This is a genomic window from Rhodococcus sp. ACPA1, assembly GCF_002300195.1.
Lineage (GTDB): Bacteria > Actinomycetota > Actinomycetes > Mycobacteriales > Mycobacteriaceae > Rhodococcus_F > Rhodococcus_F opacus.
Genome location: NZ_NSDX01000001.1, coordinates 790,657 through 808,890, shown reverse-complemented (window position 1 = coordinate 808,890; position 18,234 = coordinate 790,657). Strand labels below are relative to the sequence as shown.

13 protein-coding genes are annotated in these 18,234 nt (G+C 68.4%); 8 read left to right on the top strand and 5 right to left on the bottom strand.

Going from position 1 to position 18,234, the window contains the following annotated elements; all coding sequences use genetic code 11:
- Positions 1-95: 95 nt before the first annotated feature.
- Complete coding sequence (locus CJ177_RS03490) at positions 96-1,994, top strand: ABC transporter ATP-binding protein (protein WP_005239412.1); 1,899 nt, start codon at positions 96-98, stop codon at positions 1,992-1,994.
- Here the strand turns inward: CJ177_RS03490 and CJ177_RS03485 are convergent.
- Both CJ177_RS03485 and treS read right to left on the bottom strand, forming a co-directional pair.
- Positions 1,975-3,378, bottom strand: coding sequence for a phosphotransferase (locus tag CJ177_RS03485; RefSeq protein ID WP_095867280.1), 1,404 nt, complete (start codon positions 3,376-3,378; stop codon positions 1,975-1,977). The genes CJ177_RS03490 and CJ177_RS03485 overlap by 20 nt on opposite strands.
- Positions 3,375-5,231, bottom strand: coding sequence for a maltose alpha-D-glucosyltransferase (gene treS / locus CJ177_RS03480; protein WP_095867450.1), 1,857 nt, complete (start codon positions 5,229-5,231; stop codon positions 3,375-3,377). Before treS ends, CJ177_RS03485 begins: the two co-directional genes overlap by 4 nt.
- 152 nt (positions 5,232-5,383) lie before the next feature.
- Between treS and CJ177_RS03475 the strand changes: the two genes are divergently transcribed.
- Positions 5,384-5,935 (top strand): DinB family protein, encoded by a 552-nt coding sequence (locus tag CJ177_RS03475; protein WP_095867279.1) that lies wholly within the window; start codon positions 5,384-5,386, stop codon positions 5,933-5,935.
- A gap of 87 nt (positions 5,936-6,022) precedes the next feature.
- The gene (locus CJ177_RS03470; protein ID WP_095867449.1) at positions 6,023-6,655 is read left to right on the top strand and encodes a hypothetical protein; all 633 of its coding nucleotides are present in this window, start codon (positions 6,023-6,025) and stop codon (positions 6,653-6,655) included.
- Positions 6,656-6,691: 36 nt separating this feature from the next.
- On the opposite strand, the gene CJ177_RS03465 is transcribed toward CJ177_RS03470, so the two are convergent.
- Positions 6,692-8,452 carry a DEAD/DEAH box helicase gene (locus CJ177_RS03465; RefSeq protein WP_025432210.1) on the bottom strand — a complete coding sequence of 587 codons (1,761 nt, stop codon included), beginning with the start codon at positions 8,450-8,452 and terminating at the stop codon, positions 6,692-6,694.
- 108 nt (positions 8,453-8,560) lie between these two features.
- On the opposite strand from CJ177_RS03465, the gene CJ177_RS03460 reads away from it, so the two are divergent.
- The 4 genes from CJ177_RS03460 to CJ177_RS03445 all read left to right on the top strand — a co-directional run bounded on the left by CJ177_RS03460 (position 8,561) and on the right by CJ177_RS03445 (position 12,778).
- Entirely contained in the window at positions 8,561-9,358 is a 798-nt protein-coding gene (locus tag CJ177_RS03460) for a carbon-nitrogen hydrolase family protein (RefSeq protein ID WP_061041797.1), read from the top strand.
- Between the two features lie 59 nt (positions 9,359-9,417).
- Positions 9,418-10,047: a phosphoribosyltransferase gene (locus tag CJ177_RS03455; protein WP_061041796.1), complete on the top strand. Its 630-nt coding sequence runs from the start codon at positions 9,418-9,420 to the stop codon at positions 10,045-10,047.
- A 99-nt stretch (positions 10,048-10,146) separates the two neighbouring features.
- On the top strand, positions 10,147-10,851 hold the full coding sequence (locus CJ177_RS03450; RefSeq protein ID WP_095867448.1) for a heme peroxidase: 705 nt from the start codon (positions 10,147-10,149) through the stop codon (positions 10,849-10,851).
- A gap of 139 nt (positions 10,852-10,990) precedes the next feature.
- Entirely contained in the window at positions 10,991-12,778 is a 1,788-nt protein-coding gene (locus CJ177_RS03445; protein ID WP_005239393.1) for a long-chain fatty acid--CoA ligase, read from the top strand.
- Positions 12,779-12,829: 51 nt separating this feature from the next.
- On the opposite strand, the gene CJ177_RS03440 is transcribed toward CJ177_RS03445, so the two are convergent.
- Positions 12,830-13,453 carry an alpha/beta hydrolase gene (locus CJ177_RS03440; protein WP_095867447.1) on the bottom strand — a complete coding sequence of 208 codons (624 nt, stop codon included), beginning with the start codon at positions 13,451-13,453 and terminating at the stop codon, positions 12,830-12,832.
- Between the two features lie 78 nt (positions 13,454-13,531).
- Here CJ177_RS03440 and CJ177_RS03435 point away from each other — a divergent pair, with 78 nt between their 5' ends.
- Complete coding sequence (locus tag CJ177_RS03435; RefSeq protein WP_095867278.1) at positions 13,532-16,999, top strand: bifunctional RecB family nuclease/DEAD/DEAH box helicase; 3,468 nt, start codon at positions 13,532-13,534, stop codon at positions 16,997-16,999.
- Here the strand turns inward: CJ177_RS03435 and CJ177_RS03430 are convergent.
- Positions 16,984-18,183 (bottom strand): amino acid deaminase/aldolase, encoded by a 1,200-nt coding sequence (locus tag CJ177_RS03430; RefSeq protein WP_095867277.1) that lies wholly within the window; start codon positions 18,181-18,183, stop codon positions 16,984-16,986. The two genes, CJ177_RS03435 and CJ177_RS03430, sit on opposite strands and share 16 nt — an antisense overlap.
- Positions 18,184-18,234: the final 51 nt, after the last annotated feature.

Below are 18,234 nucleotides of genomic sequence, written 5' to 3'. Positions count from 1 at the left end.
TTCCCGCCCGCAGCTTGACCTCGAGTAACGTTGAGGTTCTACCGTCGTGTCATACCCCGGCTCTACCGTGGGGGTAGCGACAGGAGGCCGCTGGCATGAGCATGGAAGTCACGGCGTGGAACGCGATGTACAACGCGATGCACGCCCAAGAGGATCGTCGACCCTTCTCCCGCACCACGTTGCGGCGGATAGCCCGCTTCGCCCTGCCGCATCGGCGCAGCCTCGGGTGGTATCTGCTGCTCAGCGTCGTCACGGCCGCGCTGGCCGTGGCCACCCCAGTGCTGGCGGGCCGTGTCGTCAACGCCATCGTCGGGGGCGACGCGGTGTCCGTCGTCGTGCGCCTCGCGGCGCTCATCGCGGTCATCGCCGTACTCGAATCCGCACTCGCCCTGTGGACGCGGTGGCTGTCCGCGAGCATCGGTGAGAACCTGATCCTCGACCTGCGGACCGCCGTGTTCGACCACGTGCAGCGGATGCCGATCGCGTTCTTCACCCGCACTCGCACCGGCGCGCTGGTCAGCCGCCTCAACAACGACGTGATCGGCGCGCAGCGCGCGTTCAGCGACACGCTGTCGGGCGTGGTGTCCAACCTCGTCACGCTCGGCATCACGCTCATCGTGATGATCGGGATCTCCTGGCAGATCACGCTGTGCGCGCTGCTGCTGTTGCCGATCTTCGTCCTGCCCGCCCGCAAGATGGGCGCACGGCTGGCGCAACTCAATCGTGAGGCAGCCAACCACAATTCGGTGATGAGCACTCAGATGACGGAGCGGTTCTCGGCGCCGGGTGCCACACTCGTGAAGCTGTTCGGCCGTCCGTCCGAGGAGTCCGCCGAGTTCGCGGTCCGTGCCCGGCGGGTACGGAACATCGGCGTCCGCACGGCGATGCTGCAGTCGGTGTTCGTCACCGCGCTCACTCTCGTATCCGCTCTCGCGCTGGCGCTCGTCTACGGGCTCGGCGGGTTCTACGCACTGCGCGGACAACTCGACGCGGGTGCCGTCGTCGCGATGGCGATGTTGCTGACCCGGTTGTACTCGCCCCTCACCGCACTGGCCAGCGCACGCATGGACGTGATGAGTGCGCTGGTGAGCTTCGAGCGCGTCTTCGAGGTCCTCGACCTGAAGCCGCTGATCGCGGAGAAGCCCGACGCGGTCGCGGTGCCCGAGGGCCCGGTGTCGGTGGAGTTCGACTCCGTGGAGTTCGCATACCCCTCCGCCGACAAGGTGTCGCTGGCGTCGCTCGAAGAGGTCGCGACCCTCGACACCCGCGGCGGCGTCGACGTACTGCACCAGCTGTCGTTCCGCGCCGAACCCGGGCAGATGGTCGCGCTGGTGGGATCGTCCGGAGCCGGCAAGTCCACCATCGCCCAACTGGTTCCCCGGCTCTACGACGCAGACGCCGGCTCGGTGAAACTCGGCGGGGTGGACGTGCGCGACCTGACGGCCGACTCCGTGCGGGCCACCGTCGGCATGGTGACTCAGGACGGGCACCTCTTCCACGACACCGTGCGGGCCAACCTCCTGCTCGCCCGCCCGGGCGCCACGCCGGCCGAACTCGCGGAGGTGCTGGAACGGGCGCGGCTCACCGACCTCGTCGCCGCCCTGCCCGACGGCCTCGACACAGTGGTCGGCGAACGCGGTTACCGGCTGTCGGGAGGCGAACGCCAGCGGCTGACCATCGCGCGCCTGCTGCTCGCGCATCCGCGGGTGGTCATCCTCGACGAGGCGACGGCGCACCTCGACTCCACGTCCGAGGCCGCCGTCCAGGAGGCGCTGGGCGAGGCCCTCGCCGGACGGACCGCGGTGGTGATCGCGCACCGGCTGTCGACCGTCCGCGCCGCCGATCTGATCCTCGTGGTCGAGGCCGGGCGCATCGTCGAACGCGGCACCCACTCCGAACTGCTCGCCGCAGGCGGCCGGTACGAGGAGCTGTACCGCACTCAGTTCGACACGGGCACGGTCTCGTCCCCGACTCTCACCGAGGTACTCCGGTGAGTCTGCGAATGGCGGAGAGGGGCAGGCCGATCCAATTCGGGCGGTTCCTCGCCTCGTACACGGTCTCGTACACCGCCTTGTCGAGTTCGTAGGCCCGCAGCAACGCCGCCGCCTCACGCGGGTCGGTGCCCGACACGGAGGCATAGCCCTCGCAGAAGGCGTCGGCGTTGCGCTGCGCCCACTCCCTCGCACGGAAGTCCCGCTGCGACGCCGCCCCCATCGCTCCCATCGGCACCGAATCGGCCAGCAGGTGGTGAGCGGCGTAGTCGAAGGACCGCAGCATTCCCGCGACGTCCCGCAACGGACTGTCCCGTTCGCGGCGCTCGTCGAGCGTCTTGGCGGGCTCCCCCTCGAAGTCGATGAGCAGCCACCGCTCCGGCGTCCGCAGCACCTGACCCAGGTGCAGGTCGCCATGAATCCGCTGGACGGTGGTGGCTCCCAGAGCTTCCGCCTCGGCGAACTTGCCCCGCACCGCCGCGGCCACCGCTCCCAGTTCGGGAACGATCGAGGTGGCGGCGTCCAGCCTGCGCGTCATCGCCTCCACGGTCGTCGACGCCACCTGTCGTTCCTCCGCACCGAGCGCACGCGCCAGGGTCGCGTGCACCTCGGCGACCGCGGCGCCCATCCGGTAGGACTCGCCGGCGAAGTCCGTTCCCAACTCCGCGGCGTGGAGATCCGCTTCGATCAGGAGGTCGCGGACGCTGCCGAGCGCCATGCTCCACCCGTCCGCCGAGTTGGCCTCGAAATCCTGCACCATCGCAAGGGTGGTCAGAATCCCGGCCACGTCCGTCTCCATCCACGCTCGCAGCGTCGCCACGTATTCGCTGCCCGCTTCGGCGAGCGCGAGGTGGAGTTCGACGTCGGGGTTCACCCCCGGCGTGACCAGACGGAAGATCTTCATCAGAAGCTTCTCCCCCAGCACCACCGACGTGTTCGACTGCTCCGCGCCGAGCGTCCGCCCGCGGAGCCCCGCTTCGATCACCGTGCCCGGCACGGTCTTCAACTGCACCGGCCCGGACCCCTCGGCCTCCGACAGCAGGTCGGCGTACAGGGTGATGATCTCGGCATCGTGCAGGCCGTCGTACGCGATCATGATGTTCCCGTCGCCGTCCGGCAGCGCCCACGGCTCGAGGTCCTCGGGCAGATGACTGCGGAACCCCAGCGGTATCTGGTACACCTGCGGCGGCCCCGCCTCGAACTCCACCGACACCAGGAGATGCTCGGCGGAGAAGCCGAAGACCGACATCAACTCGTGGCGCAGCAGGATCCGCACCGCCGAGATGGTGGTGCCCTTGGCGGCGAACCACCGCCGATCCGGCAACCATCGGACGAGTTGCCGCTCGAGGGTCTCGTCGGGAATGCGTTCACTGCTGGGTTCGTTCACTGCTGCACCGCCTGTTCCGCTTCGCTGCTGACCGGGTGTCCGCTCACCGCGCCGTCGGACTTCGGATCCGGTTGCAGCGCAAACCAGAAGAATCCGTGACCGGGGAGTGTGATCATGTACCCGTCCTCCCCGATGGAGGGGAAGGGAACGGAACCGGTGAGTTCCACGGGAATTCGGCCGGCGAACTGGGTGAGGTCCAGGATCACCGCCTGCGGGAACCTGGACAGGTTGTTGACGCACAGAATGACGTCGCTGTACGGCCGGTCCTGGCTCGGCGGCGTCTCCCGAACATACGACAGGACGGCCGGGTTCGCGCTGCCGAGCTCTGTGAACGACGCCGTTCCGAACGCCGGATGCTGTTTGCGGACCTGGATCAGGCGCCGGGTCCAGTGCAGCAACGAATTGGTCGAGTTCATCTGCGCCTCGACGTTCACCGACTGGTAGCCGTACGTGGGATCCATGATGACCGGCAAGTACATTCGCGCCGGGTCGGCGCGGGAGAATCCGGCGTTGCGGTCGGGAGTCCACTGCATCGGCGTTCGCACCGAGTCCCGATCGCCGAGCCAGATGTTGTCGCCCATGCCGATCTCGTCGCCGTAGTAGAGGACGGGCGAACCCGGCAGGCTCAGCAGCAGCGCGGTGAACAGCTCGAGCTGGTTGCGGTCGTTCTCGAGCAACGGCGCGAGACGTCGCCGGATGCCGATGTTCGCCTTCATCCGCGGATCCTGCGCGTACTCGGAATACATGTAGTCACGCTCCTCGTCCGACACCATTTCGAGCGTCAGCTCGTCGTGGTTCCGGAGAAAGATTCCCCATTGGCACGAGCTCGGAATCGGCGGGGTCTGCGCGAGGATCTCGGAGATCGGGAACCGGTTCTGCCGCCGCACGGCCATGAAGATGCGGGGCATCAGCGGGAAGTGGAACGCCATGTGGCACTCGTCGCCCACGTCCGGCTCCCCGAAGTACTCCACGACGTCCGACGGCCACTGGTTGGCTTCGGCGAGCAGCGCCCGCCCCGGGTACTCGGCGTCCATGACGGCCCTGCACTTCTTGAGAAACGCATGGGTCTCGGGCAGGTTCTCGCAGTTGGTGCCCTCCCGCTCGAACAGGTAGGGCACGGCGTCCAACCGGAAGCCGTCGATTCCGAGGTCCAACCAGAACCGCAGCACGTCGATCATCGCGCCCTGGACGTCGGGATTGTCGTAGTTCAGGTCCGGCTGATGGGAGAAGAAACGATGCCAGTAGTACTGCTTGCGCACCGGATCCCACGTCCAATTGGACGTCTCGGTGTCGACGAAGATGACGCGCGCGGCCGGGTACCCCGCGTCCCGGTCCGACCACACGTAGAAGTCGCCGTACGGGCCCTCGGGGTCGGCGCGCGACTCCTGGAACCATGCGTGTGTGTCGGAGGTGTGGTTCATGACCAGGTCCGTGATGACTCTGATCCCGCGGCGGTGCGCCTGATCGAAGAGCTGGACGAAGTCCTCGACCGTCCCGAACTCCGGGAGCACGGCGCGGAAGTCGCGGATGTCGTATCCGCCGTCGCGTAGCGGTGAGTCGTAGAACGGCGGCAGCCACAGGCAGTCGACGCCGAGCCAGGACAGGTAGTCGAGTTTGGACGTCAGCCCCTGGAGATCGCCCGTTCCGTCGCCGGAGGAATCGAAGAACGCGCGGACCAGAACCTCGTAGAACACCGCGGTCTTGAACCACTCGTTGTCCACTTGCAGTTCTCGGGCGTGGAAGAAGTCCTCGGACCGGGCCTCGATGATGTGCCCTTCGAGGTCGTGCTCCGGCGGGGCCGCACCCTCCCGGGACGGGTCGGCGAAGGCCGACGACGAATCTTCCAGGGGCATAAGCACCTCGGTTCGCGACTCGATCACAGGAACAGGGGCGTTCCCCGGACACGTGCCTCGATCGTAGGTCGGTCCTGGCCGAACCGCCGGGAACGCGCGCAGAGTGTCGATCGAGGACAGTAGGTGTCCGCTATCCGCGCCAGACTGAACGCATGACCGAGACACCCAGCACCCAGAACCCCATCTCCGACGAGCGCGGACTCCTTCTCCTCATGCTGGACAACCAGCGGACCGCCTTTCGTAACGCGCTGTCCGGGCTGACCGAGGAGCAGGCCCGCAGCGTGCCCAGCGCCAGCGAGATGAGCCTGGCTTCCCTCCTCAAGCACGTGATCGACGGCGAAGAGGCGATGACCTCCCGCATCACCGGGGCCCCGTGCGATGCCGGCGGCGATCCGGTGGCAGCGTGGATGGCCGCATGGAACGTCGCCGAGGACGAGACCGTCGACGACCTCCTCGCCCGCTTCGACGACGCCCAGCGCGCCACCGAGGCCGCGGTCGCCGCCGAAACCGATCTGGAGCGCGACGTCGACCTGCCCGCCGACGTGGCGCAGTGGATGGCGTCGGGAGTCACCTTCACGGTCCGCTACATGCTGCTGCACCAGATCGAGGAACTCGCCCGGCACGCCGGTCACGCCGACATCATCCGGCAATCCCTCGACGGCGCACGCGCCGATACGCTGGCCGGCGGCAGCGGCTGGTCCTGACTGATTCCACTCTCTCGGGTAAATTCTCCGCTCGGGCGGCGCTGCAGAGCTGCCCGGACGAGACAACGAGGAGTTCAGGTGGACGGTATGAGCGTGATGCGACGCACGATCGCGGCGGCAACGGTCGGTATCGCGGCGACTTTCGGCCTCTCGGGCACGGCAGCGGCGGAACCGGCCACCCCGGACCTCCCCGGACTCGCCGAACTGCGCACCCAGGCCGACAAGCCCGAGGAGAAGGCCGCGGTCGAGGCGCTGGCCACGTCGACCGTGCTGCATGACGTCGCGGGCGCGTACACGCCGTTCCTCTACACCGCACCGACCGTGGGTTGCGGCACCGTCGCACCGGTCACGCTGACGCTGGCATCGGGCACCACCGGGCCCACCGCCGAGGTGAAGGCCAACGAGATCAGGTTCCAGGCCCTCTCCGCATACCCCGGTGTCGTGAAGTCGTCGGGACTCAACGTCGCGTGGATCAACACCAACACCGGCGCCAGCGGAATCCTGCCCCTCGACGGCGTCACCGACGGCGGTTACCCGGCGCTGAACAAGGTCGTGGCGACGGGGCCGGGCACCGTCGTGGCATCGATCTTCGGCACCGTCGGCTACACCAACGCGACGTGCTACGTGCTGCCGACCGTCGGTTCGTTCTTCGTTCCCGAGGAGGGTCCGCTGCCCGCCGAGGCGGCACAGCCCGCCCCGGCTCCCGCTCCCCCGGCGTAACCGCCGGGAATCCCGTTCGGGACGGCCGCGCGAGAACTACTCGCGCGGCCTTTTCCGGCTGTCCCGGTCGCGCTGGAACTTTCCGCCTGCCCGATCGTCGCGGCCACCGCGCGGCCGACCCGACGGCGGACCCGAATCGGGCTGCAGCTGGATCAGCACACCGGAGATCCGGGTGCGGCGCAGGGCTTCCAGGGTCTCGCTGGACAGGTCTGCGGGCAACTCCACCAGGCTGTGGTCCGGGCGGATGCTGATGTGCCCGAAGTCGCTGCGCCGCAGCCCACCCTCGTTCGCGATAGCACCGACGATCGCACCCGGCACGACACGGTGCCGCTTGCCGACCGCGATGCGGTACGTCGCGAGCTCCTGGCCCTCCGGTCCACGCGACCGCGTCGGGGGGCCGTCGTCGAAACGGCGCGCCGGACGTTCGCGGGGCTCGCGCTCGCGGCGGGGCGCGGGCGGCGGTTCGGGCGCCATGAGGAACGCCTCACCGTCGCGCGACTGCACCGCGAGCGCGGCGGCGATGTCGGCGAGCGGGACGTCGTGCTCCTGCTCGTAGTCCTCGATCATCTTGCGGAACAACGCCAGGTTGTCGGACGTGAGGCTCTCGGTGATCGAGTCGCCGAACTTGGACACCCGCTGCGCGTTGACGTCGTCGACGCTGGGCAGCTGCATCTCGGCCAGCGGCTGACGGGTCGCCTTCTCGATGGCCTTGAGCAGGTGCCGCTCGCGCGGCGCCACGAACAGCAGCGCCTCACCGGCGCGCCCGGCGCGACCGGTGCGGCCGATCCGGTGGACGTACGACTCCGTGTCGTGCGGGATGTCGTAGTTGACGACGTGGGAGATGCGGTCCACGTCCAGACCACGCGCGGCCACATCGGTGGCCACGAGGATGTCGAGGGCGCCGCTCTTGAGCTGGCCGATGGTCCGTTCACGCTGCGCCTGCACGATGTCGCCGTTGATCGCCGACGCGGAGAATCCGCGCGAGCGCAGTCGTTCCGCGAGGTCCTCGGTGGCCTGCTTGGTGCGCACGAAGATGATCATCGCCTCGAAGTCCTCGACCTCGAGGACACGCGTCAGGGCGTCGAGCTTGCGCTGGTGCGCCACCTGGACGTACCGCTGCGAGATGTTGGAGGCCGTCGACGTCTTCGACTTCATCGTGATCTCGACGGGATCGTGCATGTACTGCTTCGAGATCTTGCGGATGGCCCCCGGCATCGTCGCCGAGAACAGCGCCACCTGCTTGTACTCCGGAGTGTCGGCGAGGATGCGCTCGACGTCCTCCTGGAAACCCATCTTCAGCATCTCGTCGGCCTCGTCCAGGACGAGGTAGGAGAGCTTGGACAGGTCGAGCGTGCCCTTCTCCAGGTGGTCGATCACTCGACCGGGCGTGCCCACCACGACGTGTGCGCCGCGCCGCAGCCCCGACAACTGGACGCCGTAACTCTGACCACCGTAGATGGGCAGGACGTGCAGGCCCGGAATATGGGCGGAGTACTTGCCGAACGCCTCCGCGACCTGCAGCGCCAGTTCCCTCGTCGGAGCGAGGACCAACGCCTGCGGCGACTTCTGCGTCAGGTCGATCTTCGAGAGGATCGGTACCGCGAACGCAGCGGTCTTGCCGGTGCCGGTCTGCGCAAGGCCGACGACGTCGTTGCCGGCGAGGAGGGGCGGAATGGTGGCTGCCTGGATCGGCGAGGGCGACTCGTAGCCCACATCGGACAGTGCCTTCAAGACCCGATCATCGATGTCGAGGTCGGCAAAAGTGGGGGGTTCGGGGTCACGCTCGATATCACTCATTGACCAGCAGTTTAGTGCACGAGTCCACAGTGCATCGCCACGCCGCGGAAATACGCGGCGACCGGGACGGGAGACACCTGCCGCACCTCGTCGCCTAGCGTGGACGGCATGGTCGATGTCGCTGTCATTCAGTTCGCTCCCGGTCAGGACAAGCAGGAGAACCTGCGCACCCTGCGCACGCTCGCCGCCGAGGCCGCCGGCCGCGGCGCAAAGGTGGTGGTGGCGCCGGAGTACGCGATGTTCACGGCGCCGAGAACCGACGAGCGGATCGTCGAGTCGGCCGAGGGCCTGGACGGCGAGTTCGTCAGCGGGCTGGCCGCGACCGCGAAGGAACTCGACGTCCACCTGATTGCCGGGGTCAACGAGCAGTTGCCCGGGGACGATCACATCTCCAACACCCTCGTCGCGCTCGGACCGGGCGGCGACATCGTCGCCACCTACCGCAAACTCCACCTGTACGACGCGTTCGGCTACAAGGAATCCGACGTCATACGCGCCGGGGAGATCGGCGCCCCGGAGACCTTCGCGGTCGACGGCCTCACGTTCGGCATGCAGACCTGCTACGACCTCCGGTTCCCCGAGGTCACCCGCCGCATCGTCGACGCGGGCGCCGACGTGCTGCTGCTGCCCGCACAGTGGGTGCCCGGACCGTTGAAGGAGGACCACTGGTCCACTCTCGTGCGGGCACGCGCCATCGAGAACACCGTGTACGTGGCCGCCGCCGACCAGAGCGCGCGCACCGGGGCCGGGAACAGCATGATCGTCGATCCGATGGGCGTGACCCTCGCCTCGCTCGGTGAGCGGGTGGGCACCGCGGTCGCGGCGGTCAGCGCGGAGCGAATCACCGAGGTGCGGGAGAAGAACCCCGCCCTCGCCCTGCGCCGATTCACCGTCGGCGAGATCTGAACGGCCCGATAGGGAGTAGCGTCGGAGACGAACCGTTCTCCCCGATCACGGAGCGTTCGATGTTGTACACCAGTCGCGCCGACGCCGGCCGCAGACTGGCCGCCGCATTGGAGCACCTGCGCGGCACCGATCTGGTGGTGCTCGGTCTGCCGCGCGGCGGCGTCCCCGTCGCGTTCGAGATCGCTGCCGCCCTGTCGGCGCCCCTCGACGTGGTCCTCGTCCGCAAACTGGGTGTCCCGTGGCAGCCGGAACTCGCCATGGGCGCCATCGGCGAGGGCGAATCCCGGGTGATCAACGACGACGTCATCCGCATCGCCCGGATCAGCAAGCCCGCACTCGCCATGGTCGAGGCGAAGGAGCGCCGCGAACTCGAACGGCGGGCGCGGGTGCTGCGCGGCGGGAAGCCGCGCGTGTCACTCAAGGGCCGCACGGCCGTCCTCGTCGACGACGGCATGGCCACGGGCGCGACCGCGGCGGTGGCGTGCCAATCGGTGAAGAAACTGGGCGCGGCACGCGTGATCGTCGCGGTCCCGGTGGCGGCGCCCGAGGCCGTCGGACGTCTGCGCGTGACCGCCGACGAGGTGGTCTGCCCGTACATTCCGGCCGATCTCGGCGGAGTCGGCAACGCGTACGACGATTTTCATCAACTCTCGGACAGCGAGGTCACAGACCTGCTGGCCCACCACTGACGGTGGTTCTCGAGGAATCTTCAGCTCCAGTGCAACGTTCCCGGAGGCCCTGTCGATACACCGGACAGAGCACAGAACAGACTGCCTTTGGAGGATCTCGTGACCGTCTCTGCCGATACCGTCGAAACCGTCGTCACCGCGTGCCGCGACCGATTGGGAGACCCGTCCGGCTGGGTCACCTCCGATGCCTACCGGCACAGCCTCGCCCTCTGCATCATCGAATCGGTGCAGTCGAGCGCCGGGCACAGCGAGGTCGCCGTCGTCGACCGCTACCTGGCGTACCGGCGGGCGCACCCCGATCAGCCCCTCACCGACGGCGCGCGCGACCTTCTCCGCACGTTCGAGGAGGCGGGCAGCTCGGAGCAGTGGGCGGGCAAGGTCGGTTCGTACAAGAGGCGGTACTCCGCGACCGGTGTGCCGATCGAAGCGCGCCACATCCAGCTGGCGGCGGAGCGACTACACCAGCTCCGGATCAACAGCATCGACGACCTTCTCGAGGCCGCCCGCGACGAAGCCGCCCTGGAGCAGATCCACGACGCGTGGATCGAGGTGTGCGGGGAGAGCAGCGATGTCACGTGGGCGCACTTCCTGATGCTCGCCGGGATCCCCGGGGTCCGGCCGAATCGGGTGGCGGACGTGTTCATCAGCGGCGCGCTCGGCATTTCGGAGGCCACCGACGACGGCCTCGCCGAGGAGATCCTCGCGGCGACCGCCACCGAACTCGGTGTCGATCCCGACCAGTTGAACTACGCGATCCGGCGCTGGCTGTCGGCCAACTCGCGCCGCGTGGAAGAGGCTGCCTGAGTTATCAGTTTACGCCGAGTTACACTTATCTCCGCTGGTCAGAACAGAAATACACATAACGGACATCGACCCTGGTGCGAAACTGGGACAAATGTGATCGAATGCACATCCGTCATGTCGTTTCAGTGGAGGGGTCATAGTGCGTGAATTCTCGGTACCGCAGTCGTTCTCAATTCCGGAGGACGCCTCCATGGCGGACACGGTCTTCCGTCATGCCGAGGAAGACCCGAAGTTCGTTCCGTTCAAGCGCCCCGGCAACGGTGGGTGGGTAGACGTCACCGCCGCGGAGTTCGCGGAGCAGGTCTCCGCCGTCGCGAAGGGCCTCATCGCTTCCGGCGTCGAGCTCGGTGATCGCGTCGCGATCCTGTCGGCGACCCGGTACGAGTGGGTCGTCATCGACTACGCGATCTGGACGGCAGGAGGGTGCACCGTCGCCATCTACGAAACGTCTGCGCCCGATCAGGCGAAGTGGATCCTCGAAGACTCCGGCACGTCGCTGCTGGTCGTCGAGAACGCCAAGCAGGCCGACGCGCTGAAGGTCGTCACCGATGCCGCGCCGGACCTGCGTGAGGTCCTGCAGATCGAGGGCGGCGCCATCGACGAACTGTCGAAGCGCGGCGAAGGCGTCACCGACGAGCAGCTGCACGAGCGTCGTCACCAGGTGCGCGCGTCCTCCCCCGCGACTCTCATCTACACGTCGGGCACCACGGGCCGCCCCAAGGGCGTGCAGTTGACCCACTCCAACTTCTACGCGGAGTCCGCGGCCGTGAAGCTGGCACTCAGCGACGCGATGTACGCGGGCAGGCGCACCCTGATGTTCCTGCCCCTCGCGCACGTCTTCGCCCGCGCCATCTCCTTCGGTGCGTTCGACGCCAAGGTCACGGTCGCGCACACCGCCGACCTCACCACGCTGCTCGACCAGTTCGCCGCGTTCAAGCCGCACTTCATCCTGTCGGTGCCGCGCGTGTTCGAGAAGGTCTACAACTCCGCCAAGCAGAAGGCGTACGACGGCGGCAAGGGCAGCATCTTCGAGAAGGCGTCCGCCACGGCCATCGCATACAGCGAGGCGCAGGACAACGGCGGCGCCGGGCTGGGCCTCAAGCTCAAGCACGCCCTGTTCGACAAGCTCGTCTACTCGAAGCTGCGCACCGCCCTCGGCGGCGAGTGCGACCGCGCCGTCTCCGGTGGCGCCGCACTCGGTGCACGCCTCGGTCACTTCTTCCGCGGCATCGGCGTCCCGGTGTACGAGGGCTACGGCCTCACCGAGACGAGCGCCGCCATCTCCGTGAACACCACCCGCGCGCAGAAGGTCGGCACCGTCGGCAAGCCGATCGACGGCCACGCCGCGAAGATCGGCGAGGACGGCGAACTGCTCCTGAAGGGTCCCGTCGTGTTCGGCGGGTACTGGCACAACGAGCAGGCCACCGCGGATTCGATCCGGGACGGCTGGTTCCACACCGGCGATCTCGGCTCGATCGACGAAGAGGGCTACATCTCGATCACCGGACGCAAGAAGGAAATCATCGTCACCGCGGGCGGCAAGAACGTCGCACCTGCGGTACTCGAGGACGCACTCCGCGCGCACCCGCTGATCAGCCAGTGCCTCGTCGTCGGTGACGGCAAGCCGTTCATCGGCGCGCTCATCACCCTCGACTCCGAAACCCTTCCGGGCTGGAAGGAACGCCACGGACTGGCCGCCGACGCCCCGGTGTCCGAACTGGTGAAGAACCCCGACCTGGTCGCCGAGATCGACGAGGCCGTGGCCGAGGGCAACAAGAAGGTGTCCAACCCGGAGCGGATCAAGAAGTACCGCATCCTCGAGGTCGACTTCACGCAGGAGACCGGTGAGCTCACTCCCACGCTGAAGCTCAAGCGGAACGTCATCCACAAGGAGCACGGCGCGGCCATCGAGGCCATCTACGCGTAAGCGGCTCCGCCGCCCGTGAGTGGTCGAGGAGTGCCTGCACTCCTCGACCACTCACGGGCGCGCAGCGCCGAGGATGAAGTCGCGGACCACCGCGGTCACGGATGTGTGGACCTTCTCGTGGAGCAGGTCGTGTCCGGCGTCCTCGAACTCCCGGAACTCGAGGCCTCCGATCCCCGCCGCCCAGTCCCGGACGGGGTCGATCGGTGCGATGCGGTCGTCCACGCCGTGGACCGCGAGCAGCGGTATCCCGAGTGACCCGAGCGCATCCGCCGTCTGCTGCACGGCGGCGGTCTTCGGCGTCCCGCACAGAATCGCGCACCGGAAACCGGAGTCACCGGACGCGAGCAGTTCCATCGAGACCGCGGCACCGAGCGAATGCCCCATGAGCACGAGCGGAACATCCGGCGCATGTCTGCCGACGAGGCCGGTGAGAAGCGCGGCGTCCTCCGCCAGGTCCGCCACGGATCCCGGATGGTCGCCCTCGGACAGTCCGTGACCGGCCTGGTCGATCCCCCACACCCCGATTCCGGCGGGCGTCAGTCCGCGCGCGAACCGGTGGTAATGACCCGTGTGCTGCCCCATGCCATGGAGAAACACCAGCTGCGCGACGGGTCCTCCCACCGCGCTCCAGTGCCGGTAGTGGACTCGTCCGGAGTGGCCGTCGAAGAAGGGCATGGCTGCCATTCTGGCTCTGTCGCACCCCGATGGCACAATCGGCCGGGTGAACTCACCGGCAGAACTGGGGACGTAGCTGTGTTCCTCCTCGACGACACCATCGTCTACAGCGCCAGCGACCTCTCGGCGGCCGCCACCTGCGAGTTCGCGTTGCTGCGCCGGCTGGACGCCACGCTCGGGCTCGCCGGGGCCGGTTCCGCCGCCACGTCCGTAAACGACGACCCGATGCTGCGACGGACGTCGAGCCTGGGCGATGCTCACGAACATCGCCGGCTCGAGCAGTTCCGCGCCGAGTACGGCGACGGGGTGGTCACGATGGACCGTCCCGAATACACCTCGGTGGGTCTGTTCGAGGCGAACCTGGCCACCGTGGAGGCGATCCGCGGCGGCGCCGACGTCGTGTACCAGGGGACGTTCTTCGACGGCCGCTTCCTGGGTTTCTGCGATTTCCTCGTCCGCGACGGCGACACGTATGCCGTGTACGACACCAAACTGTCACGGCACGCGAAGGTGTCGGCCCTGCTGCAGCTCGCCGCGTACGCGGAAGCGCTGGCCGGCAACGGAATCCCGACGTCCCCCGAGGTCCACCTGCTGCTCGGCGACGACAGCGACTCGGCGCACTCGCTCGGCGACATCGTTCCCGTGTACTCCGCGCGACGGTCCTCGCTCGAGCGAATTCTCGACGAGCACCGCGACGAGCAGTCCCTCGCGGAGTGGGGCGACCCCCGGTACACGGCGTGCGGCCGGTGCGACACGTGCACCCCGGAGGTGGAGCAGCACCGCGACCTGCTGCTGGTGGCCGGAATGCGCTCGACGCAGCGGAGCCGGCTGATCGCGGCCGGGATCGGCACTCTCGACGCCCTCGCCTCGCACGCGGGCAGCGTCGAGGGCCTGCCCGAGCGCACCCTGGAATCGCTTCGCGCGCAGGCCGCCCTGCAGTTGCGGCAGGAGTCCTCGGGGACCCCCGAGTTCCAGGTGTACGCCCCGCAGGCGCTCGGCGGACTGCCCGAACCGGACGACGGCGACATCTTCTTCGACTTCGAGGGCGACCCGCTCTGGGCCGAGAACGGATCCACGGACTGGGGTCTCGAATACCTTTTCGGCGTGGTCGAGGGTCCCGCCGACGCCTCCGTGTTCCGGCCGTTCTGGGCACACGACCGCGCCGAGGAGCGGCAGGCACTCGTCGACTTCCTCGACTACGTGACCGCGCGTCGTCAGCAGTACCCGAACATGCACATCTACCACTACGCCGCGTACGAGAAGTCGGCGCTGCTGCGGCTGGCGGGACGGCACGGCGTCGGCGAGGAGACCGTCGACACCCTGCTGCGCGACAACGTCCTCGTCGATCTGTATCCGGTGGTGCGCGGGTGCCTGCGCATCGGCGAACAGTCCTACAGCATCAAGAAACTCGAACCGCTGTACATGCCGGAGCAGCCGCGCGACGGCGACGTCACCAACGCCGCCGCATCGGTGGTCGCGTACGCCGACTACTGCGATCACCGCGACAACGGCCGCGAGGACGAGGCACGCGCGCTGTTGCAGGGCATCGCCGACTACAACGAGTACGACTGCGATTCCACGCTGCGGCTGCGCGACTGGCTGATCGGGCAGGCGGAGACGCACGGCGTCGCCCTCCGGCCGCCCGGCGACGGGCCCACCCCGGTGACCGAGGAATGTACCCCCACCGAGGCGGCGTTACGCGAGTTCGCCGGGCACGGACCGAGCGAGCACCGGGGACACGACCAGCAGGCGGCCGCGCTCATGGCGGCGGCGGTCGGCTATCACCGCCGTGAGCGGAAACCGTTCTGGTGGGCGCACTTCGACCGGCTGGTCGTGCCGCACGACGAACTGTCGGACATCCGGGACGTTCTGGTGGTGTCGTCCGCGGTCGTCGAGGAGAGCTGGCACAAGAGCAGCCCGCGGCAGCGCAAGCTGCGCCGGCGACTTCAGCTCACCGGCCGTTTCGGGACCGGGAGCACGGTGGGGCCCAAGACCACGATGTACGCGCTGTACGACACCCCCGCACCCGAGGCGGTCGCGGGCGACAATCCGCAGCAGCGGGGAACGTGCACGGTCAACGTGATCGACGTCGGGAAGGACGGCCGCCGCCGCGACGTGGTGATCGTCGAGGAACTCCTGAACGGCGAGGAGTACGTGCAACTTCCGACGGCGATCACCCCCGGGCCCCCGATCACGACCGATCGGATCGAATCGTCCATCGCGGTGGCCGCGGACGGCATGTGCTCGCCGCTGCCGGAGCTCCCGCTGTGCGCGTCGGTGGACATTCTGCGGCGGTCCGACCCGCGCACCCGGAGCGGGAATCCGCTCCCACCCGTCGACGGCACGGATTACGCGGGCGCGATCACCGCGGCACTACTCGAGCTCGACGACTCGTACGTCGCGGTGCAGGGGCCTCCCGGCACCGGCAAGACGTACACCGGGGCCCGGGTGATCAAGGCGCTCGTCGAGCAGCACCACTGGCGGATCGGCGTGGTCGCACAGTCGCATTCGGTGATCGAGAACATGCTCGGCGGCGTCGTGAAGGCCGGGCTCCCCGCCGAACTCGTCGCGAAGAAGGACGGGCGGCATCGCGCCGCGACGTGGACCGACATCAGCTCCAACGACTACCCCGGCTTCATCGACCAGGCCGAGGGAACGGGCTGCGTGATCGGCGGGACCGCATGGGACTTCGCGAACACCGACCGGGTTCCGCCCGGCAGCCTCGATCTGCTGGTCATCGACGAGGCCGGGCAGTTCGCTCTCGCCAACACCATCGCGGTGGGCGGCGCGGCCCGCAATCTCCTGCTTCTCGGCGATCCTCAGCAACTTCCGCAGGTCAGCCAGGGCACTCACCCGGAACCGGTGGACGCGTCGGCCCTCGGGTGGCTCGCCGAGGGGCACGGGGCGCTGCCCGAGAGCCGGGGCTATTTCCTCGAACGCACATGGCGGATGCACCCGGAACTGTGCGCGCCCGTGTCGACACTGTCCTACGACGGCAAGCTGCGTTCGCAGGAATCGGCCAGTGCCGCACGACGACTCGACGGCATGGAACCGGGTGTGCACACCGTCTTCGTCGACCACCAGGGCAACGCCACCCAATCCCCCGAGGAGTCGCGGGAGGTGGTCAACCGGATCACGAAGCTGCTCGGTTCCGGCTGGACCGACCCCAGCGAGTTCGACGGCACCCGCCCACTCGACGAGTCCGACATCCTGGTGGTGGCGCCGTACAACGCGCAGGTCGGGTTGATCGAACGCGATCTGGCCGCGGTCGGCCTCGACAAGGTCGAGGTGGGCACGGTCGACAAGTTCCAGGGGCGGGAGGCGGCCGTCGCCATCGTGTCGATGACCGCGTCGGCGATCGAGGACGTGCCGCGCGGCATGTCGTTCCTGCTGTCGCGGAACCGGATGAACGTGGCGGTGTCCCGCGGCAAGTGGGCTGCGATCATCATCCGGTCGGAATCGTTGACGCAGTACATGCCGAGCACCCCGGAAGGTCTGACCGAGCTGGGTGCCTTCATGCGGCTCACCGGTCAGCCGAAGCACTGACCTTCGCCACGGTAGGTGGGCACCACGGTGCGGGAGCCGTCCGACTCGACGAGGTGCACCTCGGTGAACCGCTCGCACAGCTCGCCGGCCTTCGCGTGCCGGAACCACACGCGGTCGCCGATGCCGAGATCCGCTGCCGGCTTTCCGGTCACCGGGGTCTGGACCTCACCGGCGCCCTCGTTGCGCAGTAGCTTCAGCCGCGGCGGCCACACCGGCGTGGGCACGCGACTGCCCCCGGCGGGACCGGAGGCGATGTAGCCGCCGCCGAACAGCGTCGCGATGCCGGGTGCCGGGCGCCGGACCGCCGACAGGGCGAAGTACAGCGACGGGTGCGGACGGAACGCGCGGTACTTGTCGAAGAGCGTCGGGACGTACAGACCGGAGCCGGCGGTCACCTCCGTCACGACCGGGTCCGCGGAGCTCACCTCCAGCGAGCCGGTGCCCCCGCTGTTGACGATCTCGAGCACCCCGACCTCCGACTGCACGGCGTTCACCACGGCAGTGCGACGGGTCGCGAGTTCTTTCGCGGACGCCCGCTTCATCCAGCCGATCGGCGGACTGGAGTCGGGCAGACCCGCGATCTGCGCTTCGTAGAACATGACACCGACGACGGCGAACCCCCGCCCGGCGGCGCGCCTCGCGAACGCGGCGACAGCGGACGGTTCGCGGAGCGGGGAGCGGCGGACCCCGATGTGGACCGGCCCGAGCCGCAGCGAGGCGTCGACGTCGATGCACAGCCGGGCCCGGAGGGACGTGGTGCCGGCAGCGGCGAGAACGAAGTCGAGGTGGTCGTCGCTGTCGACCATCAACGTGATCCGGTTCAGCAGTTCGGGATCGGCCGCGAGTTCGGCGAGGGCCCCGCGGTCGGCCGTCGGGTAGCCCATCAGGATGTCGTCCGCGCCGTGCCGGGCGAGCCAGATCGCCTCGCGAAGCGAATACGCCATGATCCCGCGGAACCCGCCGGCCCCGGTGAGATTCTCCCCCAGGGCGACCTGGAGGACCGCGCGGCAGCGGACGGATTTGCTGGCGACGCGGACGGGGGTGCCGCCCGCGCGCAGCACCAGGTCGGCGGCGTTGGCGCGCAGCGCGGTCAGGTCGAGTGCGGCCAGCGGCGGGTCGACCTCGGTCGTCGAGGCGATGAGACGGTCGAGCGTGGGCGTCACAGTTCGTCCAATCTTCTCCATCGGTCTGCGACGCCAGTCAACCATCGAGTTGGACGATTGTCCAGATAAAAA